Annotated in this window: 35 protein-coding genes; all 35 read left to right on the top strand. The window is 33.3% G+C overall.

The features are described 5' to 3' along the window. The first annotated feature begins 85 nt into the window (after window positions 1-85). The 35 genes from rplC to GQS07_RS01775 all read left to right on the top strand — a co-directional run bounded on the left by rplC (window position 86) and on the right by GQS07_RS01775 (window position 23535). Complete coding sequence (gene rplC, locus GQS07_RS01945; RefSeq protein ID WP_090410213.1) at window positions 86-703, top strand: 50S ribosomal protein L3; 618 nt, start codon at window positions 86-88, stop codon at window positions 701-703. Then, window positions 703-1332 carry a 50S ribosomal protein L4 gene (gene rplD / locus GQS07_RS01940; RefSeq protein ID WP_090410214.1) on the top strand — a complete coding sequence of 210 codons (630 nt, stop codon included), beginning with the start codon at window positions 703-705 and terminating at the stop codon, window positions 1330-1332. Before rplC ends, rplD begins: the two co-directional genes overlap by 1 nt. A 7-nt stretch (window positions 1333-1339) precedes the next feature. Further along, the gene (rplW, locus tag GQS07_RS01935; RefSeq protein ID WP_090410215.1) at window positions 1340-1630 is read left to right on the top strand and encodes a 50S ribosomal protein L23; all 291 of its coding nucleotides are present in this window, start codon (window positions 1340-1342) and stop codon (window positions 1628-1630) included. A 10-nt stretch (window positions 1631-1640) separates the two neighbouring features. Then, complete coding sequence (gene rplB / locus GQS07_RS01930) at window positions 1641-2465, top strand: 50S ribosomal protein L2 (protein WP_090410216.1); 825 nt, start codon at window positions 1641-1643, stop codon at window positions 2463-2465. A gap of 11 nt (window positions 2466-2476) precedes the next feature. Continuing rightward, on the top strand, window positions 2477-2755 hold the full coding sequence (rpsS, locus tag GQS07_RS01925; protein ID WP_090410217.1) for a 30S ribosomal protein S19: 279 nt from the start codon (window positions 2477-2479) through the stop codon (window positions 2753-2755). 9 nt (window positions 2756-2764) lie between these two features. Continuing rightward, on the top strand, window positions 2765-3175 hold the full coding sequence (rplV, locus tag GQS07_RS01920; RefSeq protein ID WP_090410218.1) for a 50S ribosomal protein L22: 411 nt from the start codon (window positions 2765-2767) through the stop codon (window positions 3173-3175). A gap of 8 nt (window positions 3176-3183) precedes the next feature. Beyond that, window positions 3184-3903 (top strand): 30S ribosomal protein S3, encoded by a 720-nt coding sequence (gene rpsC / locus GQS07_RS01915; protein ID WP_090410219.1) that lies wholly within the window; start codon window positions 3184-3186, stop codon window positions 3901-3903. An 18-nt stretch (window positions 3904-3921) separates the two neighbouring features. Continuing rightward, window positions 3922-4341: a 50S ribosomal protein L16 gene (gene rplP, locus GQS07_RS01910; protein WP_090410220.1), complete on the top strand. Its 420-nt coding sequence runs from the start codon at window positions 3922-3924 to the stop codon at window positions 4339-4341. Between the two features lie 12 nt (window positions 4342-4353). Further along, window positions 4354-4545, top strand: coding sequence for a 50S ribosomal protein L29 (gene rpmC, locus GQS07_RS01905; RefSeq protein ID WP_090410221.1), 192 nt, complete (start codon window positions 4354-4356; stop codon window positions 4543-4545). A gap of 17 nt (window positions 4546-4562) precedes the next feature. Continuing rightward, complete coding sequence (gene rpsQ, locus GQS07_RS01900; RefSeq protein WP_090410222.1) at window positions 4563-4820, top strand: 30S ribosomal protein S17; 258 nt, start codon at window positions 4563-4565, stop codon at window positions 4818-4820. 2 nt (window positions 4821-4822) lie between these two features. Beyond that, on the top strand, window positions 4823-5191 hold the full coding sequence (gene rplN, locus GQS07_RS01895; protein ID WP_090410223.1) for a 50S ribosomal protein L14: 369 nt from the start codon (window positions 4823-4825) through the stop codon (window positions 5189-5191). A gap of 12 nt (window positions 5192-5203) precedes the next feature. Next, window positions 5204-5518: a 50S ribosomal protein L24 gene (gene rplX / locus GQS07_RS01890; protein WP_090410224.1), complete on the top strand. Its 315-nt coding sequence runs from the start codon at window positions 5204-5206 to the stop codon at window positions 5516-5518. A 2-nt stretch (window positions 5519-5520) separates the two neighbouring features. Beyond that, window positions 5521-6072: a 50S ribosomal protein L5 gene (gene rplE / locus GQS07_RS01885; RefSeq protein ID WP_090410225.1), complete on the top strand. Its 552-nt coding sequence runs from the start codon at window positions 5521-5523 to the stop codon at window positions 6070-6072. 2 nt (window positions 6073-6074) lie between these two features. Further along, the gene (rpsN, locus tag GQS07_RS01880; protein WP_090410226.1) at window positions 6075-6344 is read left to right on the top strand and encodes a 30S ribosomal protein S14; all 270 of its coding nucleotides are present in this window, start codon (window positions 6075-6077) and stop codon (window positions 6342-6344) included. Between the two features lie 22 nt (window positions 6345-6366). Next, complete coding sequence (gene rpsH / locus GQS07_RS01875) at window positions 6367-6765, top strand: 30S ribosomal protein S8 (protein ID WP_090410227.1); 399 nt, start codon at window positions 6367-6369, stop codon at window positions 6763-6765. Between the two features lie 17 nt (window positions 6766-6782). Then, on the top strand, window positions 6783-7325 hold the full coding sequence (gene rplF, locus GQS07_RS01870) for a 50S ribosomal protein L6 (protein WP_158209388.1): 543 nt from the start codon (window positions 6783-6785) through the stop codon (window positions 7323-7325). Between the two features lie 11 nt (window positions 7326-7336). Then, the gene (gene rplR, locus GQS07_RS01865) at window positions 7337-7687 is read left to right on the top strand and encodes a 50S ribosomal protein L18 (protein ID WP_158209387.1); all 351 of its coding nucleotides are present in this window, start codon (window positions 7337-7339) and stop codon (window positions 7685-7687) included. Window positions 7688-7693: 6 nt separating this feature from the next. Then, the gene (rpsE, locus tag GQS07_RS01860; RefSeq protein ID WP_158209386.1) at window positions 7694-8218 is read left to right on the top strand and encodes a 30S ribosomal protein S5; all 525 of its coding nucleotides are present in this window, start codon (window positions 7694-7696) and stop codon (window positions 8216-8218) included. Between the two features lie 12 nt (window positions 8219-8230). Continuing rightward, window positions 8231-8413, top strand: a complete 183-nt coding sequence (gene rpmD, locus GQS07_RS01855; RefSeq protein WP_090410231.1) for a 50S ribosomal protein L30 — start codon at window positions 8231-8233, stop codon at window positions 8411-8413. Window positions 8414-8424: 11 nt separating this feature from the next. Beyond that, on the top strand, window positions 8425-8877 hold the full coding sequence (gene rplO / locus GQS07_RS01850; protein ID WP_090410232.1) for a 50S ribosomal protein L15: 453 nt from the start codon (window positions 8425-8427) through the stop codon (window positions 8875-8877). A gap of 16 nt (window positions 8878-8893) precedes the next feature. Continuing rightward, window positions 8894-10240, top strand: a complete 1347-nt coding sequence (gene secY, locus GQS07_RS01845; protein ID WP_090410233.1) for a preprotein translocase subunit SecY — start codon at window positions 8894-8896, stop codon at window positions 10238-10240. 6 nt (window positions 10241-10246) lie between these two features. Next, a complete protein-coding gene (gene infA / locus GQS07_RS01840; RefSeq protein ID WP_090410234.1) occupies window positions 10247-10462 on the top strand; it encodes a translation initiation factor IF-1 in 216 nt (71 codons plus the stop codon). Window positions 10463-10475: 13 nt separating this feature from the next. Then, entirely contained in the window at window positions 10476-10592 is a 117-nt protein-coding gene (ykgO, locus tag GQS07_RS01835) for a type B 50S ribosomal protein L36 (RefSeq protein WP_002987490.1), read from the top strand. Between the two features lie 2 nt (window positions 10593-10594). After that, window positions 10595-10969 carry a 30S ribosomal protein S13 gene (gene rpsM / locus GQS07_RS01830; protein WP_158209385.1) on the top strand — a complete coding sequence of 125 codons (375 nt, stop codon included), beginning with the start codon at window positions 10595-10597 and terminating at the stop codon, window positions 10967-10969. 11 nt (window positions 10970-10980) lie between these two features. Further along, window positions 10981-11364 carry a 30S ribosomal protein S11 gene (gene rpsK / locus GQS07_RS01825; protein WP_090410236.1) on the top strand — a complete coding sequence of 128 codons (384 nt, stop codon included), beginning with the start codon at window positions 10981-10983 and terminating at the stop codon, window positions 11362-11364. Between the two features lie 86 nt (window positions 11365-11450). Further along, window positions 11451-12056, top strand: a complete 606-nt coding sequence (rpsD, locus tag GQS07_RS01820; RefSeq protein ID WP_158209384.1) for a 30S ribosomal protein S4 — start codon at window positions 11451-11453, stop codon at window positions 12054-12056. A gap of 25 nt (window positions 12057-12081) precedes the next feature. Beyond that, window positions 12082-13074, top strand: a complete 993-nt coding sequence (locus GQS07_RS01815; protein ID WP_158209383.1) for a DNA-directed RNA polymerase subunit alpha — start codon at window positions 12082-12084, stop codon at window positions 13072-13074. 31 nt (window positions 13075-13105) lie between these two features. Continuing rightward, window positions 13106-13567, top strand: coding sequence for a 50S ribosomal protein L17 (gene rplQ, locus GQS07_RS01810; RefSeq protein WP_158209382.1), 462 nt, complete (start codon window positions 13106-13108; stop codon window positions 13565-13567). A 97-nt stretch (window positions 13568-13664) separates the two neighbouring features. Then, window positions 13665-14783 carry a glutamine-hydrolyzing carbamoyl-phosphate synthase small subunit gene (carA, locus tag GQS07_RS01805; RefSeq protein ID WP_158209381.1) on the top strand — a complete coding sequence of 373 codons (1119 nt, stop codon included), beginning with the start codon at window positions 13665-13667 and terminating at the stop codon, window positions 14781-14783. A 103-nt stretch (window positions 14784-14886) separates the two neighbouring features. Then, window positions 14887-16176: a phosphopyruvate hydratase gene (eno, locus tag GQS07_RS01800; RefSeq protein WP_158209380.1), complete on the top strand. Its 1290-nt coding sequence runs from the start codon at window positions 14887-14889 to the stop codon at window positions 16174-16176. Between the two features lie 374 nt (window positions 16177-16550). Then, window positions 16551-17837, top strand: a complete 1287-nt coding sequence (locus tag GQS07_RS01795; protein ID WP_158209379.1) for a citrate synthase — start codon at window positions 16551-16553, stop codon at window positions 17835-17837. A gap of 120 nt (window positions 17838-17957) precedes the next feature. Then, a complete protein-coding gene (locus GQS07_RS01790) occupies window positions 17958-18872 on the top strand; it encodes a dimethylarginine dimethylaminohydrolase family protein (RefSeq protein ID WP_158209378.1) in 915 nt (304 codons plus the stop codon). Between the two features lie 14 nt (window positions 18873-18886). After that, entirely contained in the window at window positions 18887-19822 is a 936-nt protein-coding gene (gene ctlX, locus GQS07_RS01785; protein ID WP_158209377.1) for a citrulline utilization hydrolase CtlX, read from the top strand. A gap of 140 nt (window positions 19823-19962) precedes the next feature. Further along, entirely contained in the window at window positions 19963-22086 is a 2124-nt protein-coding gene (locus GQS07_RS01780; protein WP_158209376.1) for a TonB-dependent receptor plug domain-containing protein, read from the top strand. A gap of 12 nt (window positions 22087-22098) precedes the next feature. Beyond that, window positions 22099-23535, top strand: a complete 1437-nt coding sequence (locus GQS07_RS01775; protein ID WP_158209375.1) for an HmuY family protein — start codon at window positions 22099-22101, stop codon at window positions 23533-23535. The last annotated feature ends 293 nt before the right edge of the window (window positions 23536-23828 follow it).

Genomic DNA, 23828 nt, shown 5'->3' with positions numbered 1-23828 from the left:
ACAAAAATTTTATAACTAAGTATTGAGGTAATTGCCTCAATACTTAGTTCTTTTAAATTGAAAAATAAATTTTAAATAAATATTTATGTCTGGGTTAATTGGTAAAAAAATCGGCATGACAAGTATTTTCGATGAAAACGGGAAAAACCTTCCTTGTACAGTAATCGAATTAGGTCCAAATGTCGTTACCCAAGTCAGAACCAATGAGGTTGACGGGTATGAAGCGTTACAACTTGGTTTCGATGACAAGACAGAGAAACATGCTACTAAAGCTGAGTTAGGTCACTTTAAGAAAGCTGGAACATCTGCTAAAAGAAAAGTTGTTGAAATCAAAGAATTCGAAGGTGATTACAAATTAGGTGATGTTATCACTGTTGATTTGTTCGCTGAAGGTGAATTTGTAGACGTTCAAGGTGTGTCTAAAGGAAAAGGATTCCAAGGGGTTGTTAAACGTCACGGTTTCGGTGGAGTAGGTCAAGTTACTCACGGACAAAAGAACCGTTTAAGAGCACCAGGATCTGTAGGAGCTTCTTCTTACCCATCAAGAGTATTCAAAGGAATGCGTATGGCGGGAAGAACTGGAGGAGTAAATGTAACAGTACAAAACCTTAGAGTTTTAAAAGTAGTTGCTGATAAAAATCTACTTGTTGTTAAAGGAGCTATTCCTGGACACAAAAACTCTTATGTAATCGTTCAGAAGTAATGGAAGTAAAAGTTTTAGATATCACAGGAAAAGATACTGGAAGAAAAGTTGAACTTTTAGATTCAGTATTCGGTATAGAACCAAACAATCACGCAGTATATCTTGATGTTAAACAATATTTAGCAAATCAAAGACAAGGTACTCATAAAGCTAAAGAAAGAGCTGAGATATCTGGTAGTACTCGTAAGATTAAAAAACAAAAAGGAACTGGTACAGCGAGAGCGGGAAGTATCAAGTCTCCAGTTTTCAGAGGAGGGGGAAGAATCTTCGGACCAAGACCGAGAAACTACTCTTTCAAATTAAACAAAAGTTTAAAACGTTTAGCGAGAAAATCTGCTTTCTCTATCATGATGAAAGAATCAAATTTAATCGTTGTTGAAGACTTTAATTTCGAAGCACCAAGTACTAAAAAATTCATTAACGTTTTGAATGCTTTAGGGTTGGAAAATAAAAAATCTCTATTTGTGTTGGGTGAATCAAATAATAATGTATATTTGTCATCACGCAATTTAGAGAAGTCTGCTGTTGTAACTAACTCAGAATTAAGCACTTACGCTGTTTTAAACGCAGGTAGTTTAGTGTTAACTGAAGGATCTGTAGCAGGAATTGTTGAAAATTTAAGTAAATAATAGGAAGATGAGTGTTTTAATTAAGCCTATAATTACAGAAAAAATAACTAAAGACGGCGAAATTTTCGGCCGCTTTGGTTTTGTAGTTGATAGAAAAGCTAACAAAATTGAGATTAAAAAAGCTGTTGAGGCAGCTTATGGAGTTACTGTTGTTAGTGTAAATACTATGAACTACGGTGCTGAGCGTTCTGTTAAGTACACTAAAAGTGGAATGATCAACGCTAAAACTAATGCTTATAAAAAAGCAATAGTTGAATTGAAAGAAGGAGAAAGTATAGACTTTTATTCAAATATCTAATTAATAAGTAATGTCAGTTAGAAAATTAAAACCTATTACCCCAGGTCAGCGTTTTAGAGTTGTAAATAGTTTTGACGCTATAACAACTGATAAGCCGGAGCGTAGTTTACTAGCACCGAAAAAAAAATCTGGAGGTAGAAATAGTCAAGGAAAAATGACCATGCGCTACATGGGTGGTGGTCATAAGCAAAGATACCGTGTTGTAGATTTCAAAAGAACTAAAGCAGGTATCCCAGCTACTGTTAAGACAATTGAGTATGATCCAAACAGATCAGCGTTCATTTCATTGATCGCTTATGCAGATGGAGCTAAATCATACATCATTGCTCAAAGCGGTATGAAAGTTGGACAAACTGTAGTTTCAGGACCTGATGCTTCACCAGAAGTTGGAAATGCAATGACTTTAAAAACTATTCCATTAGGAACAGTTATTTCTTGTATCGAGTTACGCCCTGGACAAGGTGCTGTTATCGCTCGTTCAGCAGGAACTTTTGCTCAATTAGTTGCTAGAGATGGTAAATATGCTACAATCAAAATGCCTTCTGGAGAAATCCGTTTGATTTTGTTAGAGTGTATGGCTACTATCGGAGCTGTTTCTAATCACGATCACCAATTAATCGTTTCAGGTAAAGCTGGTAGATCAAGATGGTTAGGAAGAAGACCTAGAACTAGACCAGTAGCAATGAACCCAGTAGATCACCCAATGGGAGGTGGAGAAGGTCGTTCGTCAGGAGGACACCCACGTTCTAGAAATGGAATGCCTGCTAAAGGGTACAGAACTCGTTCTAAAGTTAAGGCGAGTAATAAGTATATCGTTGAACGTAGAAAGAAATAAAAGATTAAGACATGGCACGTTCGTTAAAAAAGGGACCTTATGTTCACTTCAAATTAGAGAAAAAGGTTCAACAAAATGTTGAAGCTGGTGGTAAAGGAGTTATCAAGACTTGGTCAAGAGCTTCTATGATTACTCCAGACTTCGTTGGACAAACTATTGCAGTACATAATGGTCGTCAATTTGTTCCTGTGTATGTTACAGAGAACATGGTAGGACATAAATTAGGTGAGTTTTCGCCAACAAGATCTTTTAGAGGTCACGCTGGTGCAAAGAATAAAGGTAAAAAATAATAAGAAGCTATGGGAGTTCGTAAAAGAGAAAGAGCAGAGCAAGTTAAAGAAGCTAATAAGCAAGTTGCTTTTGCTAAGCTAAACAATTGCCCTACTTCTCCTAGAAAAATGCGCTTAGTTGCGGATTTAGTAAGAGGTCAGAAAGTAGAAAAAGCTCTAAATATATTAAGATTCAGTTCAAAAGAAGCTTCTCGTAAATTAGAGAAATTACTTTTGTCTGCTATTGCAAACTGGCAAGCGAAAAACAGTGATTCAAACATTGAAGAAGCTGGATTGATCGTTAAAGAAATCAGAGTTGATGGTGGTATGATGTTGAAAAGACTTCGTCCAGCACCTCAAGGAAGAGCACACAGAATCAGAAAACGTTCTAATCACGTTACAATCGTATTAGGATCTAATAATAACACACAAAGCAATTAGTAAACAGTATGGGACAAAAAACTAATCCAATCGGGAATCGCCTTGGTATTATCAGAGGATGGGACTCAAACTGGTATGGTGGAAACGACTACGGTGATAAAATCGCTGAAGATCACAAAATCAGAAAGTACATCCATGCTCGTTTATCAAAAGCTAGTGTATCTAAAGTAATCATTGAGAGAACTTTGAAGCTTGTAACCGTTACTATCACTACTGCTAGACCTGGTATCATTATCGGAAAAGGTGGACAAGAGGTAGACAAGTTAAAAGAAGAATTGAAAAAGATTACTGATAAGGAAGTTCAAATCAACATCTTTGAAATCAAACGTCCTGAGATTGATGGATATTTAGTGGCTGCTAGTATCGCTCGTCAAATCGAAAACAGAATTTCTTACCGTAGAGCTATCCGTATGGCTATGGCTGCAGCGATGAGAATGAATGCAGAAGGAATCAAAGTAATGATTTCTGGTCGTTTAAACGGAGCTGAAATGGCACGTTCTGAAACATTCAAAGAAGGAAGAATTCCATTATCAACTTTCAGAGCTGATATTGATTATGCACTTGCAGAAGCTCACACTACTTACGGTAGAATGGGAATCAAAGTGTGGATCATGAAAGGTGAAGTTTACGGTAAAAGAGATCTTTCTCCGTTAGCTGGTATGGATAAAAAACAATCCAAATCATCAGGGTCTCCAAAAGGTAAATCTAACCCACGCAAAAGAAAGTAATTTTTAAACTGAAGAAAAATGTTACAGCCTAAAAGAACAAAATACCGTAAGGTACAGAAAGGTAAAATGAAAGGGATTTCTCAAAGAGGGCATGAACTTTCAAATGGTATGTTTGGAATCAAATCTATGGACTCTGCATTTATTACTTCACGTCAAATCGAGGCAGCGCGTATCGCTGCTACTCGTTTTATGAAACGTGAAGGGCAGTTATGGATTAAAATTTTCCCAGACAAACCGATCACTAAGAAACCTCTCGAAGTACGTATGGGTAAAGGTAAAGGTGCAGTAGAATACTGGGTTGCTGTGGTAAAACCAGGAAGAATCATGTTCGAAGTTGGTGGAGTGCCAATTTCAGTAGCTAAAGAAGCTTTGCGTCTTGCAGCTCAAAAACTTCCTGTAAAAACTAAATTTGTAATTGCTAGAGATTTCGAAGCATAATAAAATTTTATCATGAAACAATCAGAAATAGTAAATCTATCTGTAGCTGAATTACAAGATCAACTAAACCAGTTGACTAGCACATATAACAGCTTAAAGTCTTCTCATGCAGTTTCTCCAATCGAGAATCCTCTTCAAATTAAATCAATTAGAAGAAGTATTGCAAGAGTTAAAACTGAACTAAGCAAAAGAGAGTTACAATAATTGTATTTTGCCGAAAGATGGAAAATAGAAAATTAAGAAAAGAAAGAATAGGTGTTGTTACTAGCAACAAAATGGAGAAATCTATCGTTGTAGCTGAAGTAAAAAGAGTTAAACACCCATTATATGGTAAGTTCGTGTTGAAAACGAAGAAATACGTTGCACACGACGAAACAAATGACTGCAACATTGGAGATACAGTTAAGATTATGGAGACTCGTCCAGTATCTAAATCTAAATGTTGGAGATTAGTTGAAATCATTGAAAGAGCGAAATAATTATGGTACAACAAGAATCTAGACTTAAAGTAGCAGATAACACAGGAGCAAAAGAAGTTTTGACTATCCGTGTTTTAGGAGGAACGAAACGTCGTTATGCCTCTGTAGGTGATAAAATTGTAGTTTCTATTAAAGAAGCAACTCCAAACGGAAGCGTTAAGAAAGGAGCTGTTTCAACTGCAGTAGTTGTGCGTACCAAAAAAGAAGTGAGAAGAGCTGATGGATCTTACATCAGATTCGATGATAACGCTTGTGTATTATTGAATGCTGCAGGTGAGATGAAAGGAACTCGTGTTTTTGGTCCAGTAGCAAGAGAACTTCGTGAAAGACAATTCATGAAAATTGTATCATTAGCACCTGAGGTGTTGTAATTCGTTCTAAACATGATTAAGCTAAAGATAAAAACAGGAGATACAGTACGAGTTATCGCTGGAGATCACAAAGGATCAGAAGGTAAAATCGTACGTGTATTACGTGAAAAGAACAAAGCTATTGTTGAAGGAGTTAACATGATTTCAAAACATGTTAAGCCAAGTGCTTCTAACCCTCAAGGTGGAATTGTTAAAAAAGAAGCTCCGATTCATATTTCTAACTTAGCGATCGTTGATCCTAAGACTAATGAAGTTACTAAAGTAGCTATCAAAGAAGAAAATGGAAAAAATGTAAGAGTTTCTAAAAAATCAAATCAAGTATTATAGTTATGGCTTATATACCAAGACTTAAAGAAGAATATAAAAGCAGAGTTATCTCTGCTCTTACTGAGGAATTCGGTTATAAAAACGTAATGCAAGTTCCTAAACTTGAGAAAATCGTTGTTAGCCGTGGAGTTGGTGCTGCTGTTTCTGACAAAAAATTAGTTGATTACGCTGTTGAGGAGTTAACTAAAATTACAGGACAGAAAGCAGTTGCAACAATTTCTAAGAAAGACGTTGCTTCTTTCAAATTAAGAAAAGGAATGCCAATTGGGGCAAAAGTAACGTTACGTGGAGAGAAAATGTACGAGTTTTTAGACCGTTTAGTTACTTCAGCTTTACCACGAGTTAGAGATTTTTCTGGTATTAAATCTGATGGATTTGACGGAAGAGGAAATTATAACTTAGGTGTTACTGAGCAAATTATTTTCCCTGAAATCAACATCGATAAAGTAAACAAAATCGCTGGTTTTGATATCACTTTCGTTACATCTGCTAATACAGATAAAGAAGCGAAATCTTTACTTGCTGAATTAGGATTACCTTTTAAAAAGAATTAAGTATGGCTAAAGAATCAATGAAAGCCCGTGAGGTTAAAAGACAGGCATTAGTAGATAAATATGCTGCTAAAAGAAAAGCTCTTTTAGAGGCAGGTGACTACGAAGGATTACAACTGTTACCTAAAAATGCTTCACCAGTACGTTTACACAACAGATGTAAATTGACAGGTAGACCAAGAGGGTATATGCGTCAATTCGGTATTTCTCGTGTTACTTTCCGTGAGATGGCAAACAATGGGTTAATACCTGGTGTTAAAAAGGCAAGTTGGTAATTAAGATTTAAAGGTAAAAACAATGTATACAGATCCAATAGCAGATTTCCTTACAAGAGTTAGAAACGCTGTTAGAGCAAACCACAAAGTGGTTGAAATCCCAGCATCTAATTTCAAAAAAGAAATCACAAAAATTTTATTCGATCAAGGATATATCTTAAGCTATAAATTTGATGACAGTACAGTTCAAGGTACAATCAAAATAGCTCTTAAATATGATAAAGACACGAAAGAGTCTGTAATTAGAGATATCCAAAGAATTAGTAAACCAGGTTTGCGTAAATACGCTTCTGCAACAGACCTTCCAAGAATCTTAAATGGTTTAGGAATCGCTATCGTGTCAACTTCAAGAGGATTGATGACAGGAAAACAAGCGAAACAATTAAACGTTGGTGGAGAAGTAGTTTGTTACGTATACTAATTTAAAAAGACTAAGAGATGTCAAGAATAGGAAAAAGTCCAATAGCAATTCCTGCTGGTGTAACTGTAACAGTTAACGAAGGAGAAGTTGTTGTAAAAGGTAAATTAGGAGAACTTACTCAGAAATTTAATACAGTTAGTGTTAAAGTTGAAGAAAATCAAGTTATTGTTGAGCGTTCTTCTGATGCAAAAGAAGAAAGAGCACAACACGGTTTATACCGTAGTTTAATCAATAACATGATCACTGGTGTTTCTGAAGGATTTACTATCAGTTTAGAATTGGTTGGGGTAGGATATCGTGCTTCTAACCAAGGACAAAAATTAGATTTAGCTTTAGGATTCTCTCACAATATTGTGTTGAATGTTGCGCCAGAAGTTAATGTGGAAACTATATCTGAAAAAGGTAAAAATCCTATCATTAAATTAACTTCATTTGACAAACAATTAGTTGGTCAAGTTGCAGCTAAGATCCGTTCATACCGTAAACCAGAACCTTACAAAGGTAAAGGTATCAAGTTTGTGGGTGAAGAGTTAAGAAGAAAAGCAGGTAAATCAGCTTAAAAATTAAGACTATGTCATTAACAAAATCTGAGAGAAGACAACGTATAAAATTCAGAATCAGAAAGACAGTTAGCGGTACTCCTGCTCAACCAAGACTTTCTGTTTTCAGAAGTAATAAAGAAATCTATGCACAAGTTATAGATGACGTGAATGGAGTAACTCTTGCTGCTGCATCTTCAAGAGAAGCAGGTATAACAAGAGGAACCAATATTGAAACTGCTGCATCGGTTGGGAAACTAATTGCAGAGAAAGCTTTAAAAGCTGGGGTTGAAACTGTATCTTTTGATAGAAGCGGTTATTTATACCACGGACGTGTTAAATCATTAGCAGAAGGAGCTAGAGAAGCTGGATTAAAATTCTAATTAGTTATGTATCAAAATTATAAAAACGTAGAATTTGTAAAACCAAGTGGTCTTGATTTAAAAGATCGTTTGGTTAGTGTAAATCGTGTTACCAAAGTAACTAAAGGGGGAAGAGCTTTTGGATTCTCAGCTGTAGTTGTTGTAGGTGATGAAAACGGTGTAGTGGGTCATGGTTTGGGTAAATCAAAAGACGTTTCTGAAGCAATCGCTAAAGCAGTAGAGGATGCTAAGAAAAATCTAGTTAGAATTCCTTTAAACGGACATACTATTCCTCACGAGCAAAAAGGAAAATTTAGTGGAGCAAGAGTTTTATTGATGCCTGCATCTTTAGGTACTGGAGTTATCGCTGGAGGTTCTGTTAGATCGGTTGTGGAATCTGTAGGAATCACGGATTTATTATCTAAATCTCAAGGTTCTTCTAACCCACATAACGTGGTGAAAGCTACTTTCGATGCTTTATTACGCCTAAGAAGTGCTTCTACAGTTGCAAAACAAAGAGGAATTTCTTTAGAAAAAGTATTTAAAGGTTAATTTGAAAGAATTATGTCAAAGATTAAAGTAAAACAAGTAAGAAGCCAAATTAATTGTCCTCTTAATCAAAAGAGAACATTAGAGGCTTTAGGACTTCGTAAAATGGGACAGGTAGTAGAACATGAGTCTACATCTGCTATTTTAGGAATGGTAAATAAAGTTCAACACTTAGTTTCTGTAGAAGAAATTAAATAATATTGTAAAGTATGAATTTAAGTAATTTACAACCAGCTAACGGTTCAGTACACAACCAAAACAAACGTGTTGGTCGTGGTGAAGGTTCTGGAAAAGGAGGAACTTCTACAAAAGGACATAAAGGAGCTAAATCACGTTCAGGATATTCTAAAAAGATCGGATTTGAAGGAGGGCAAATGCCACTTCAAAGACGTGTTCCTAAATTTGGTTTCAAAAATATCAATAGAGTAGAATATGATGTTATTAACTTAGAGAAATTACAGTCTTTAGTTGATAGCGGAGTGATTACAGATACTGTTGATTTCGCTCTTTTAGTTGAGTTAGGATTAACTTCTAAGAATAGTTTGGTTAAGGTTTTAGGGCGTGGAGAAATCAAAGCAAAATTGAAAGTTTCTGCACACAAGTTTTCAGCATCTGCTATTGAAGCAATCGAGGCAGCTGGAGGAGAAATTGTAAAGTTATAAAATCTTAATAAACAAGATGAAGAAGTTTTTTGAAACATTAGCCAGTATTTGGAAAATAGAGGAGTTGAAGAACAAAATCTTGATAACATTGGGATTATTACTTGTGTACCGTTTTGGTACACAAGTAACCCTTCCAGGTATTGACGCAACGAAATTGCAAGCTTTAACAGAGCAAACTGACCAAGGTATTGGTTGGTTGATTAATGTTTTTACAGGTGGTGCATTTTCGCAAGCATCTGTATTTGCATTAGGTATTATGCCTTATATTTCTGCTTCCATTGTTGTTCAGTTGATGGGAATCGCGGTTCCTTATCTTCAGAAACTCCAAAATGATGGGGAAAGCGGTAGAAAGAAAATGAACCAGATAACAAGATGGTTAACTATTGGTATTACTTTATTACAAGGACCTAGCTATATCTATAACTTGTATGTCCAACTACCATCAGATGCATTTTTGTTAGGTTTCAATTCTTTCTCATTCTTGTTTTCTTCAGTAATTATACTAGTTACCGGAACTATTTTTGCAATGTGGTTAGGTGAGAAAATTACTGATAAAGGTATTGGAAATGGTATTTCATTATTGATTATGGTTGGTATTATTGCAAGACTTCCAATGTCTTTCATCCAAGAATTCCAATCAAGAATCACTGATAATAATGGAGGACCAATGTTGGTGGTTATAGAAGTAATTTTATGGTTGTTAATCATTGTTGCTTGTATCTATTTAACTCTTGCAGTGAGACGTATACCGGTTCAATATGCAAGAAGAAGTGCTTCGGGGACTTATGATCAATCTATGTTAGGCGGTAATCGTCAGTGGATCCCTTTAAAGCTAAATGCTTCAGGAGTAATGCCGATCATTTTTGCTCAAGCAATTATGTTCGTGCCAGCTGCAGTAGCTGGTTTATCTACTTCTGATACTGCTAAATCAATCAGTTCTACATTCCATAATGTGTTCGGATGGCAGTATAATTTACTTTTTGCTTTATTAATCATAATTTTTACGTACTTTTACACCGCAATTACAGTACCTACTAATAAAATGGCAGACGATCTTAAGAGAAGTGGTGGATTTATCCCAGGTGTTAAGCCTGGATCTGACACTGCTGATTACTTAGATAGAATTATGTCGTTAATTACATTCCCAGGGTCTCTTTATCTGGCTTTGATAGCAATTTTTCCTGCTATTGTAGTTAGTTTATTAGGAGTTCAACAAGGTTGGGCAATGTTTTACGGTGGAACGTCGTTATTGATTATGGTTAGTGTTGTAATCGATACAATACAACAAGTTAATTCATACTTGCTGAATAAACAGTATGATGGTATGATGACGAGTGGTAAAAATAGGAAAGCAATAGCTTAATTTTTTATGGCAAAACAATCAGCAATAGAACAAGACGGTTCAATCATTGAAGCATTATCAAATGCAATGTTCCGTGTGGAATTAGAAAATGGACATATAGTAATCGCTCATATATCTGGAAAAATGCGTATGCACTACATTAAGTTGTTACCAGGTGACCGAGTTAAATTGGAAATGAGCCCTTACGATTTGACCAAAGCAAGAATTACTTATAGATATTAAAGAGGCTATTAAAATGAAAGTAAGAGCATCAGTTAAAAAAAGAAGTGCCGAGTGCATTATAGTACGTAGAAAAGGTAGACTTTACGTTATTAATAAAAAGAATCCTAGATTTAAACAAAGACAAGGATAATTATGGCAAGAATCGCAGGGGTAGACATACCTAAACACAAAAGAGGAGTTATTGCTTTAACTTATATTTTCGGAATTGGTTCAAGCAGAGCTAAAGAAATTCTTGGAAGAGCGCAAGTTAGCGAAGATAAAAAAGTTCAAGAATGGAATGATGACGAGATCGGAGCTATTCGTGAAGCCGTTTCTCATTTCACTATTGAAGGTGAATTACGTTCTGAAATTTCATTAAATATCAAACGTTTAATGGATATTGGATGCTACAGAGGTATCCGTCATAGAGTTGGTCTTCCTTTAAGAGGACAAAGAACTAAAAACAACTCTAGAACAAGAAAAGGTAAAAGAAAAACTGTTGCTAACAAGAAAAAAGCAACTAAATAATAAGTAGTAATATGGCTAAAGCGAATACAAAAAAACGTAAAGTACTTGTTGAAGCAACAGGTGAAGCTCATATTAATGCGACATTTAACAATATCATCATTTCATTGACTAATAAAAAAGGTGAAGTGATTTCTTGGTCATCAGCAGGTAAAATGGGATTCAGAGGTTCTAAAAAGAACACACCTTACGCTGCTCAAATGGCTGCAGAAGATTGCGGTAAAGTTGCACTTGAGGCAGGATTGAAAAAAGTAAAAGTTTATGTTAAAGGACCAGGTAACGGAAGAGAATCTGCTATCAGATCTTTACATAACAACGGAATTGAAGTAACAGAGATTATCGATATTACTCCAATGCCACACAACGGATGTCGTCCTCCGAAAAGAAGAAGAGTTTAATTTTATAGTATAACCTAAGGTAGGAATAGATTATCGAAGGAAAGTGACCTGAATTCATAATCCCTACCTTTTTTTAATTTTTAGAAATGGCAAGATATACTGGTCCACAAACGAAAATCGCTCGTAAGTTCGGTGAAGCAATTTTTGGTGATGATAAATCATTCGAAAAAAGAAATTACCCTCCAGGGCAACACGGATTAGCAAAAAAGAGAGGTAAAAAATCTGAGTACGCTGTCCAATTGATGGAGAAACAAAAAGCTAAATATACTTATGGTATTTTAGAAAAACAATTCAGTAATTTATTCAAAAAAGCATCTGCTGCTCGTGGAGTAACAGGTGAAGTTTTGATCCAATTATGTGAGTCAAGATTAGATAACGTTGTTTACAGAATGGGTATCGCTCCTTCTCGTAGAGCTGCACGTCAAATCGTTTCTCACAGACATATTACTGTAAATGGAGAATTGGTTAACATTCCTTCATACCAATTAAAACCTGGTGATAAAGTAGCTGTTCGTGCTAAATCAAAATCTTTAGAAACAATCGAACGTTCATTATCTAATTCTAGTGCTGTTTATGAATGGATTACTTGGAATCCTGAAACTTTAGAAGGTACTTTCGTTTCTGTACCTCAAAGACTTCAAGTTCCTGAAAACATCAAAGAACAGTTAATCGTAGAGTTGTACAACAAATAATAATTGACATTCAGTCGAAACAAATATGGCAATATTTAATTTTCAAAAGCCCGATAAAGTTATCATGATTGATTCGACCGATTTTAAGGGTAAATTCGAATTTAGACCTTTAGAACCGGGATATGGATTGACTATAGGTAATGCATTAAGAAGAGTTCTTCTTTCTTCACTTGAAGGATATGCTATTACTTCAGTTCGTATCGAGGGTGTGGATCATGAGTTTTCTACTATCGCTGGTGTAGTTGAGGATGTTACTGAAATCATTCTTAACTTAAAACAAGTTCGTTTTAAACGTCAAATAGAAGATGTAGATAATGAAACTGTAAGTATTTCTTTCTCAGGAAAAGAACAGTTAACTGCAGGAGACTTCCAGAAATTTATTTCAAGTTTCCAAGTTCTGAACCCAGAATTAGTTATCTGTAACTTGGATAGTAATGTAACTATTAATATGGATCTTACTATTGAGAAGGGAAGAGGTTATGTACCAGCTGAAGAGAATAGAAAACCTAATGCACCTATTGGTACTATCTTTACTGACTCAATTTATACTCCAGTTAAGAACGTTAAGTATGCTATAGAAAACTATCGTGTTGAACAAAAAACTGACTATGAAAAGTTAGTTTTTGATATCATTACAGATGGTTCTATTCATCCAAAAGATGCGTTAACAGAAGCTGCAAAAACTTTAATCCACCACTTTATGTTATTCTCTGATGAGAGAATTACTTTGGAGGCTGATGAGATTGCACAAACTGAATCGTATGACGAGGAATCTCTTCATATGAGACAGCTTCTTAAAACTAAATTGGTAGATCTTGATCTTTCAGTTAGAGCATTGAATTGTTTGAAAGCGGCTGAAGTAGATACATTAGGAGACTTAGTTTCATTTAACAAAAATGACTTAATGAAGTTTAGAAATTTCGGTAAGAAATCTCTTTCTGAATTAGAAGAGTTAGTAGCTGTTAAAGGACTTAATTTCGGTATGGATCTATCAAAATACAAATTAGATAAAGAATAATATAGACTTTAAGTCTAAATTCTAGAAAGAAATGAGACACGGAAAGAAAATAAATCATTTAGGTAGAAAAGCTGGACATAGAAATTCTATGTTGGCTAATATGGCTTGTTCTTTAATTGAGCACAAGCGTATCAATACTACTGTTGCTAAAGCTAAAGCTTTAAAACAGTTTATTGAACCATTAGTAACTAAATCTAAAACTGACGATACTCATAACCGTCGCGTTGTTTTCTCTTATTTAAGAAGCAAAGAGGCTGTTACTGAACTTTTTAGAGAGGTTGCTCAAAAAGTTGGAGATCGTCCAGGAGGATATACTCGTATCATTAAGTTAGGTAACCGTTTAGGTGATAACGCTGATATGGCAATGATCGAATTAGTAGATTTCAATGAAATCTATAATGTTGCTAAGAAAGATGCTAAAAAATCTAACACTCGTAGAGGTAAGAAAAAAGCAACTGAAGCTCCTGCAACTGAAGCAAATACTAATGAATAGTTTTTTTAAAATTATTTATTATTAATTATATTAAAGGACACCCTTTTAGGGTTGTCCTTTTTTTTTATTTTTGTAATTCATACAACACAACTTTATTATGGAATATATAGAAAGAAAAAAGGCTCTTTTAGTTTTAAAAGATGGAACTGTTTTTTATGGTAAATCAATTGGTATAGAAGGTACTGCATTTGGTGAAATCTGCTTTAATACGGGTATGACGGGATATCAAGAGATATTCACTGATCCATCTTATTTTGGTCAAATTATGTTAGCTACTACTGCGCATATTGGAAATTATGGAGTTAATAATAATGAAGTTGATTCGGATAGTATTAAGATAGCAGGTTTAGTTTGTAAGAATTTTAGTTTTAATCATTCACGTGTAGATTCTGATTCTGATTTGTTTACTTACTTAAAGGAGGCAAACTTGGTAGCTATTTCTGATGTCGATACTCGTGCTTTAACTGCTCATATCCGTGATAATGGTGCAATGAATGCAATTATATCTACTGATGGTAAGTCTGTTTCTGAATTGAAGGAATTACTAAGTAATGTTCCTTCAATGGATGGTTTAGAACTTTCATCAAAGGTGTCTACAAAAGAGGCTTATACTTTTGGAGATAGTTCTGCTACTTTTAAGGTTGCAGCAGTGGATTTTGGTATTAAAACTAATATTTTACGTTGCTTTGAAGAGCGTGATTGTTTTGTAAAGGTATTCCCTTATGATGTTTCTTTTGCTGAGTTAGAAGATTTTGGAGCTGATGGTTATTTCTTATCTAATGGACCTGGTGATCCTAAAGCTCTTGCATCACTTGGTGTTTTAGATACAGTGAATAAGGTTATAGATTCAGGTAAACCAGTTTTTGGAATTTGTTTAGGACATCAATTGATAGGTCTCTCACAAGGTGTTTCTACATTTAAGATGTTTAGTGGACATAGAGGTGTTAATCATCCTATTATGAATAGAAAAACAGGTAGAGGAGAGATTACTTCTCAGAATCATGGTTTTGCTATTGAAAAGTCTGCATTAGATAGACATCCGAAATTAGAATTAACACATGTGCATTTAAATGATGGTACAGTAGCTGGTATGAAAATGGTAGACAGAGATGTCTTTTCAGTACAGTATCACCCTGAATCAAGTCCTGGTCCACATGATTCAAGATATTTATTTGATGAGTTCGTACAGAGTATGACAAAAAAGAAAGGAGCTTAATAAGCTCTTTTTTTTTGGTTTTTTATTAGTATTTCGTTGAATTATAGGAATACCTCTTTTTTAATTTGTAAATTTGTTTATACTAAATTTTAAGACACAATATATGAGTACAATTGTAAGTGTGCATGCACGTCAAATCTTAGATTCAAGAGGTAATCCTACTGTTGAAGTTGATGTAATTACTGAGAATGGTTTTTTAGGTAGAGCTGCTGTTCCTTCTGGAGCATCTACTGGTGAACACGAAGCTGTGGAGTTACGTGATGGTGGAAAAGCATTTATGGGTAAAGGAGTTTTGAAAGCAGTTGATAATGTTAATAGTATTATTGCTGAACATGTAGTTGGTGTTAGTGTTTTTGAACAAAATACTATTGATCAACTAATGATTGAACTTGATGGAACTTCAAATAAAGGTAATTTAGGAGCAAATGCGATTTTAGGTGTTTCTCTTGCAGTTGCCAGAGCAGCAGCAGCAGAATTGAATATACCATTGTATCGTTATGTAGGTGGTGTTTCTGCTAATACTTTACCAGTACCTATGATGAATATTATTAATGGAGGTTCTCATTCAGACGCACCGATAGCATTTCAAGAGTTTATGATCATGCCTGTTAAAGCTATCACATTCACACATGCTATGCAAATGGGGACAGAAATTTTTCATCATTTGAAGAAGGTTCTTCACGAAAGAGGATTGAGTACAGCTGTTGGTGATGAAGGTGGTTTTGCTCCAACTTTGAAAGGAACTGAAGATGCATTAGACTCTATCAAAAAAGCGGTTGAAAATGCAGGATATAGATTTGGTGATGAAATTATGATTGCATTAGACTGTGCAGCGTCCGAATTTTATGTTGATGGGAAGTATGATTATACTAAGTTCGAAGGTGATTTAGGTAAAGTACGTACTTCTAAAGAACAAGCTGATTATCTTGCTGAATTAGCAGCAAAATATCCTATTATTTCAATTGAAGATGGAATGCAAGAAGATGATTGGGAAGGATGGAAGTATTTAACTGAAAGAATTGGAGATAAAGTTCAATTAGTTGGAGATGATTTGTTTGTAACAAATGTAGAGCGTTTATCAAAAGGAATTGAAGGTAGTATTGCAAATTCAATTTTAATTAAAGTTAATCAAATAGGTACATTAACAGAAACTATCGCTGCTGTTAATATGGCTAAAAATGCTGGTTATACATCAGTGATGTCTCATCGTTCTGGTGAAACAGAAGATAGCACTATTGCCGATTTAGCTGTGGCTTTAAATTGTGGACAAATTAAAACTGGTTCTGCTTCTCGTTCTGATCGTATGGCTAAATATAACCAATTGCTTAGAATTGAAGAGGAGTTAGGAGATGTTGCTTACTATCCTCAAAGCAATGCTTTTAAAGTGAAGTAATATATTTTATTTATTATATAGTAAAGAGCGATAACAATCAAATGTTATCGCTCTTTTACATTATTAGTTATTCTTTTTACTGTTATGAAACTTAGGTGAGCTATAAAAGCTTTCATTTTTCTATTTTTTTAGGTTTTTGATTGTTTTGTTTTTTAAGATTTTTATTGCGAAAAATGAAATATACTTTAGGTTAAATTTCGATATGATGTCGTTCAATGTCAAAGCTTAATTTTTAAGTATAATTCTATGTGTTTAGGTTGTGTTTAAACTTGTATGTATGCATAATAAGTCGTATCTTTCCTTCTGAATTTCTTTGGTTTTTTAATAAATAGCAAAGATTTAATTTAGTAATGAAAAAATAAAATAATAACAATATGTCTAAAACAGCTTATATAGAAGTTGATGGTCAAAGACACGAGTTTCCAGTGTTAGTTGGTACAGAAGATGAAGTAGCAATTGATATCCTTAAATTACGTGCATTAACAGGGGCTATCACTTATGATCCAGGTTATAAGAATTCTGGGTCTTGTAAAAGTGCAATTACTTTTCTTGATGGTGAAAAAGGAATTTTAAGGTATAGAGGATACTCGATTGAAGATTTAGCTGGTAAATCAAACTTTTTAGAAGTAGCATATTTAATTATCTTTGGTGAATTACCTACTAAAGAGCAAATCGAGAAATTTGAAAATGATATTAGAAGACATTCTTTAGTTAATGAAGAAATGAAAAATATCATTGACGGATTTCCTAAAACTGCACACCCTATGGGGGTTTTAGCTTCTTTGACAAGTGCTTTAACTGCTTTTAATCCAAAGGTTGTAAATGCTGAATGTGAGAAAGATTTATATGATGCAGTATGTAAAACTATGAGTAAGTTTTTGGTTATTGCAACATGGACTCATAGAAAAGCTAAAGGTTATCCTTTAAATTATTATGATAATACTAAAAGTTATGTAGATAACTTTTTACGTTTGATGTTTGCTTTACCAACTCAACCGTACGAAATTGATCCTGTAATTAAAAATGCAATAGATAAATTATTTATTTTGCATGCTGATCATGAGCAAAACTGTTCTACGTCTACAGTAAGAATAGTAGGATCTTCTCACGCAGGTCTTTTTGCTTCTGTTTCTGCTGGAGTTTCTGCTTTATGGGGACCATTACACGGTGGTGCTAACCAAGCAGTTCTTGAAATGTTAGAAGCTATTCAAAATGATGGTGGTGATGTGGATAAATATATTGCAAAAGCTAAAGATAAAGATGATGCTTTTAGATTAATGGGATTCGGACATAGAGTTTATAAAAACTTTGATCCAAGAGCTCGTATTATTAAGAAGGCAGCAGATGAAGTTCTTAGTAAGTTAGGTGTTGATGATCCAGTTTTAGAGATTGCTAAAAAATTAGAAGAAGCTGCATTAAAAGATCCTTATTTCGTAGAAAGACACTTATATCCTAATGTTGATTTCTATTCAGGAATTATTTATAGAGCATTAGGTATTCCAACTGAAATGTTTACTGTAATGTTCGCTATTGGACGTTTACCTGGTTGGATTGCTCAATGGAAAGAAATGAGAATTAATAAAGAACCAATTGGAAGACCTCGTCAATTATATGTAGGGGAAGCTTTAAGAAGTTTTGTTCCAATTGATGAAAGAAAATAATTAGCTTTTTGCTATGTAAATTATAAAGCCACTTTTTAGTGGCTTTATTTATTTGCGACATTATTTATTGTCTTGATTATTCGGAGCCCTTTTTTGTTATATTTGTGGAAAATGACTATTATGTTAAAACTACATGTAACCAATGAAACTGCTCGTTTGCGGGCTGTGGTCCTTGGTACTGCTAACAGTATCGGACCCACACCTACGATTGAAGAAGCGTATGATCCAAAATCATTAGAACATATTAAAGCAGGGACTTATCCTGTAGAAGCTGATATGGTAACTGAAATGGATGCTTTTAATAATGTATTTAAGAAATATGATGTTCAGGTTTTTAGACCTGAGATAATTGAGGATTACAATCAAATTTTTACTCGCGATATTGGTTTTGTTATTGAAGATAAATTCATTAAGGCTAATATACTTCCTGATAGAGATCGTGAGCTCGAAGCTATACATTACGTTTTAGATAAAATTAATGATAATGATATTATATCCGCACCAGACGAAGTTCATTTCGAGGGTGGTGATGTAATGTTATGGGATGATCATATTTTTATCGGTTCTTATAAACGTCCAGATTATAAAGATTATATTACTGCAAGGACTAATGAAGCTGGTGTAAACTTTATAAAAGAACTATTTCCTAATAAAATTGTGAAGAGCTTTGACTTGGTTAAGTCTAAAGTTGAACCAAGAGATAATGCTTTACATTTAGATTGTTGTTTTCAACCAGTTGGAAAAGATAAAGCTATAATATATAAAGGTGGCTTTTATGATGAAAAGGAATATCAATATTTAGTTGATCTTTTTGGTTATGATAATTTGTTTCATATCGAAAGAGAAGAAATGTATCATATGTTTTCTAATGTATTTTCGATAGCTCCAGATGTTGTTGTTTCTGAAAGAAACTTTAAACGTTTAAATGATTGGTTAAGAAATCATAATTTTATTGTAGAAGAAATTCCTTATGCAGAAATTGCTAAGCAAGAGGGATTATTAAGATGTTCTACTTTACCTTTGATACGTGATTAATAATATAAAAAGATATGAGTCAAACTACAAATAATATATTAATGATTCGCCCAGTTGCTTTTAGAATGAATGAGCAAACTGCTGTGAATAATTATTATCAAAAAGTTTTAGATAATCTAACACCTGCAACAGTTAACGCAAAAGCTCAAATTGAGTTTGATGCGTTTGTTGAAAAACTTAGAGCTGTAGGTGTGAATGTTATTGTTGTTGAGGATACAGTTGATCCTGATACTCCTGATAGTATTTTTCCTAATAATTGGATTTCATTTCATGAATCTGGAGAGATAGTTTTATACCCTATGTTTGCTGAAAATAGAAGAGGGGAACGCAGAGAAGATATTCTTGATGCATTAGAAGAACAGGGCTTTGTTATAAATGATGTATGGGATTATACATCAGCTGAGGAAGATGATTTGTTTTTAGAAGGAACAGGCAGTTTGTTACTTGATCGTGTAAATGAAAAAACATATTGTGCATTATCTCCTCGTGCAGATGAAGGTTTAGTAATAGAGTTTTGCGAAGACTTTGAAATGGACCCTGTGATTTTTGAAGCATTTCAAAATGTAAATGGTGAGAGAAAACATATCTATCATACAAATGTTATGATGTGTTTAGCTGAAACATTTGCTGTTATTTGCTTGGACTGTATTGATGATAAACAAGAGAAAAAGATTGTTTTAAATAATTTAAAAACGTCAGGTAAAGAAGTAATAGCAATTACTGAAGATCAAGTGAATAACTTTGCGGGTAATATGTTACAAGTTAAAGGAGCTAATGACAAGAAATATTTAGTAATGTCTACTCAAGCTTTTAATAGTTTAACACCAGTACAAGTTAAAAGTATAGAAAAACATTGTGAAATTTTACATAGTCCTTTAGATACAATTGAAGCTTGTGGAGGAGGAAGTGCTCGCTGTATGATGGCAGAAGTTTTTTTACCACAGAATTAATGTAATGTTATATAATTGAAACGGAGCTTTTAAGCTCCGTTTTTTTATTTTAAATATTATTATTTAAACTCATTTTAAATAATAATATTTCTTATATTTGCAATTGAGAATTTATCTTAATAAATAATAAGAAAATATTAATGAAGCGTAAGTTAATAATTGCACTTGGACTTTATTCAGTTTTTAGTGTAGGGGCAAGAGCACAAGTAAATGATACTATTGCTTCACCAGATCAAAAATTAGAAGAAATTGTTATTTCAGGTCAATATAATCCACAATCAATAAATAAAGCTGTTAATAATGTTACTATTTTAAATAGGCAAAGAATTGAAAATTTAGGAGCTGTAACTTTAGCTGATGCTTTAAATCAGGTAATGAATATCTCTATATTGCCTAACGGAGGTACAGGACGTTCATCTGTGAAAATGTTTGGATTAGACGCACAATATTTTACAATATTAATTGATAATGTGCCTATGATTAGTGATGAAGGATTTGGAAATAATACAGATTTGACTCAGATAAACCTGGATGATGTTGCGCAAATTGAAATTGTAGAAGGTGCAATGGGGGTTGATTATGGAGCGAATGCTGTTACAGGAATCATCAATATTATAACTAAGAAAAATAGTATTCATGATTGGAATGTAAAAACTTTTGTTCAAGAGGAAACAGTTGGAAAGGAATATAATCTCAAGAATAAAGGTAAACATATCCAAGGTATTACTATAGGACATAATATTAATGATAATGTATATGCAAGTATAAGTTATACTCATAATGATTTTAAAGGTTGGTATAACGATAGAGAAGGACAAAATTATTATGGAGATGTTGATAAAAGAGGACATGATTGGTTACCTAAAAATCAGAATAATGTTAAAGGATTATTGAATTATCATAAGGGTAAATATCGAGTTTTTTATAAGTTTGAATATTTCGATGAGCGTATGAAAAATTATTCTCATTTATATGAATTCAATGAAGATCCCATTTTTGAAACTATTGATCCAACAGCTAAAGATAAAATTACAAATACTAAACGTTGGTCTAACGTATTAAATACTTCTGGAACAATGGGAGATTTAATGTTTTTTGACCTTTCTTTTTCTTATCAAAAACAAGAAAGGAACATAGATACTTATCGTTACCGTATTAAGTATGACGAAAAGTTTGATAGAGAGTCTTTTAAAAATGAAAGTAAGGAAGTTTGGTTTTCAAGAGGAACTTTTAGTGATTTTATTAAATGGGAAAAAGCAAAGTTTCAAGTAGGTTATGAAATTTTAAATAATAAAGGGTATTCAAGTATGACTGAGTTATTAGGAGAGAAACCTAAAAAGAAAACTTTGGGAAGTTATGATTTTTATGCCTCTTCTGAAATTACAGTTACTCCTAAATTTATGGTGAGACCTGGATATCGTTTAATGACCTCTAATGTTTTTGAAAGTCAACATGCTTTTAGTTTAGTAATGAAGTATGTGTTTAATAAGGATTATGAATTACGTGCAACTGTAGGTACTTCTCCAAGATTACCTAATTATGAAGAACTTTATACTTACTTTGTAGATGTTAATCACGACTTACAAGGTAATCCCAACCTTAGTCCTGAGAAAGGAAAAACTCTTTTTGTAAATCTAAAGAAAGAGTATAATCTTTCTGACGATTTTAATGCTACAACGAGTTTAACTGGTCGATATCTTACTGTTCAAGATAAAATAGATTTGATTGAGATTGTTAGTCCAGATGGATTGAGATTTGAGTATGATAATGTTGATCGTTTTAGAAATATTGGTTTTACTATTTTGAATCAATTAAGTTATAAGCAGTTTGACTTTGGACTTGGTTTTACTATGTCAGGTACTGCTCAAGAAATATTTAATGCTCCTCAAGATGTAGATAAGTTTTTATATACACCTGAAGTTACTGCTAATATTAGTTATAGATTACCTAAAACAGGATCTGTTTTCTCGGTTTATTATAAGTATAATGGCGAGGAGTATAAGTATAAAAAGGAGAGTGATATTTTTGGAGAATATTATATTAAGGGAAAACAAGAGAGTTATTCAATGCTTGATTTAACCGCAAGACAACCTTTTTTAGATAAAAAGTTAATGTTAACTGTAGGGATAAGGAATTTATTTGATGTAAAATATTTGAAATCAACAACAAGTGCAGGAACAGCTCATGATGGTGGAGTTACGACAATTCCTTTAGGATACGGAACGAGTGTTTTTATGAAATTACAATATGATTTAGGTTTTTAGAAGAAAAAGAAAATGAAGAATTTTATTAAAATAAGTATATTATTATTGATAACGTGTTTTTTTGCTTCTTGCGAAAAGGATTCAAAAAATGGTAATAATGAAAGCAGAGATTTTATTGTAGCGTTTGCAGAACAGTCTATTTCGTATTTAGATATAAAGAGTACAAAAAATATTTCATTAATATTTTCTGATGTTGCTGTTGAAAGTGGAAGTGTAGAGATTCGAGTGAAAGCAATTAATGCTGAATATGGAGTTGATTTCGAAACTTTACCTGCTGTTTCAGATGAAGTTTTAATTATACCTTTTGTAAAAGGCGATAGAGGAGCTGAATTCACGTTTAAGAATATTGAATTTCCATGGAGACGTCAAGATATGACCATCCAATTTCAAATAGAAAGAATTAATTATAAGGGGGCTAATTCATTTATTCAAGGATACGATGTAATGGCTATTAGTTTTGATGCTGCATTAGGAGGGATTTTGAGTCCTGCTATTGGTGGACCAAGTCAGCCATTTCAAGTATATGTGGACTTAGGAGGTAAAGCTACTTATCCAATTAAACGTGATTCTTGGGACTTAGCTTTTTATTCTGGTAAAGAGGATGTGGTTAAGATAAATGGAGCTGTTTATATGGCAGCTGGTAAGTTAGCTTTTAATGATATTGATAAAGTGAATGAAGGTCATGTTAGTGAAATGAAAAAACAGGTTCAAATAGGAACTTTTGATGCTGCAAATACTGCTTATATTGATCATACTTCGGGTAGTTTAGATTTTACTGCAATAAACAAAGTAAGTGATAATGATGTAGAGAATAACGTTTATCTCTTAAATTTAGGATTTCTTCCTGGTACTGGAAATGTAGCACCTGGCTCTGTTAATATTACTGGTGATGAAAGAGGTTGGATGAAAATTCGTATTTTGAAAAGAAACGATGGTTATTTATTGCAGTATGCAAATTTGAGTGACCTAACGCATAAGGAAGTAGTTATTTCTAAAAAAGAAGCTTTTAATTTTCAATTTTTTAGTTTAAAAGACCTAAAGGTTGTAAATGTTGAGCCTTCTAAAAAGAAGTGGGATTTAAACTTTACTGTTTTTACAAATACAGTAGATCAAAATGGTACTCCAAAAGGGTCTTATGGTTTTTCGGATTTCATAGTTATTAATCGTTATGCAGGAGTTAAAGCATATAAAGTTGATATTCCTAAAGGTGATAAGAAATTTTATAAACAGTTTGCTAAACAAGATATTGTCGAAAGTAATTTATCTTCAGATTTAACCACTATTGGTGGTAGTTGGAGAGATGTTGCAAATGCTAAGGTTTTAAATAGAGATGTTTTTTATGTTATAAGGGATTCGAAAGGAAACTTTTATAAAATGAGGATGCTTGGTTTTATGAATGAGAAAGGGGAACGTGGTTATCCTAAGTTTGAATATAGCTTATTATATTAGAGAAGATATTACATAGAGAAATGTTGTCGCACTTTATGTATGTGATTCAATTAAATTGCCAAATGCTAATGTATTTGTTGTTTATTGAGTTGTTAGTTTATTTTTGTTAGAAGAACCCCAAGTTTGTCGCACTTGGGGTTTTTTGATATATGTAAGTATTATATTAAAAGTGTTTTATAGTATAATGAAGTATTAGGAGTGTATTTATTGCTAAATTTCAGCATAGTATTTTTTATAAGATATTCTATTATCTGTTTTGCATTGCTTGTTTGTTAGATTATGGTAAATTCGCA

The sequence above is a fragment of the Myroides phaeus genome (genome assembly GCF_009799805.1).
GTDB lineage: Bacteria > Bacteroidota > Bacteroidia > Flavobacteriales > Flavobacteriaceae > Flavobacterium > Flavobacterium phaeum_A.
Note: the sequence above shows the minus strand (reverse complement) of the source record. Positions and strands in the feature narration are given on the sequence as shown.